The 687-nt window shown below is 40.3% G+C and carries 1 protein-coding gene; it reads right to left on the bottom strand.

What is annotated here, in order from left to right:
- Positions 1-471 (bottom strand): transcriptional regulator LeuO (leuO, locus tag AB4517_RS18865; protein WP_136975174.1); only part of this gene is annotated, 471 nt, incomplete at its 3' end.
- Positions 472-687: the final 216 nt, after the last annotated feature.

Below are 687 nucleotides of genomic sequence, written 5' to 3'. Positions count from 1 at the left end.
ACGCTCAGAAAGCTGACGATCGAACTCAGCGTCCATGTGCAGTTTAACGCTTGGTGCTTGCTCGTTGATAGTCGACATAATCTTAGGTGCAAAACGCATGTCACAAGGGCTGCAAATCGCAAGCTTGAACAGGCGAGAAGAAGACTCTGGAGAGAACACAGAACTTGGTAGTTCGTTGCGTACTAATTGTAGCGCTTGGCGGATAGGACCAAACAACTGACGTGCACGTTGAGTCGGTTGAATACCACGACCTTGGCGCATGAATAGTTCGTCGTTAAACATCACTTTTAGACGAGCAACAGCGTTACTTACAGCAGGCTGAGACATACCCAGATTGTGAGCTGCACGTGTAATGTTTTGCTCTTGCATAACTGCATCAAATACAGTCAAAAGATTTAAGTCGACTCCACGAAGTGTGCTTTCCATTCTGTAGCTTGCAATAGCACTCATTGCGTCTTTCTTATCTAACATTCAAGTTGCCTCTTGTCGGTTCGACAGCGTTAAATTGGTAATGGTATGAGAATAGATAACCACTAATTCTTATATTTATCAGACCGATGTTTTTCGGATTGACATTACTATTAACCAATGCATCTCGAGCTACCAACAAGATTGATAAAGAATAATTTTATTTTACCTTAATTATTAAATAACATCTAAAAATCAATTATTTACAGAGTTATAAAA

It is taken from the genome of Vibrio sp. 10N.222.52.C3 (genome assembly GCF_041474195.1).
Classification (GTDB): domain Bacteria; phylum Pseudomonadota; class Gammaproteobacteria; order Enterobacterales; family Vibrionaceae; genus Vibrio; species Vibrio crassostreae_C.
Note: the sequence above shows the minus strand (reverse complement) of the source record. Positions and strands in the feature narration are given on the sequence as shown.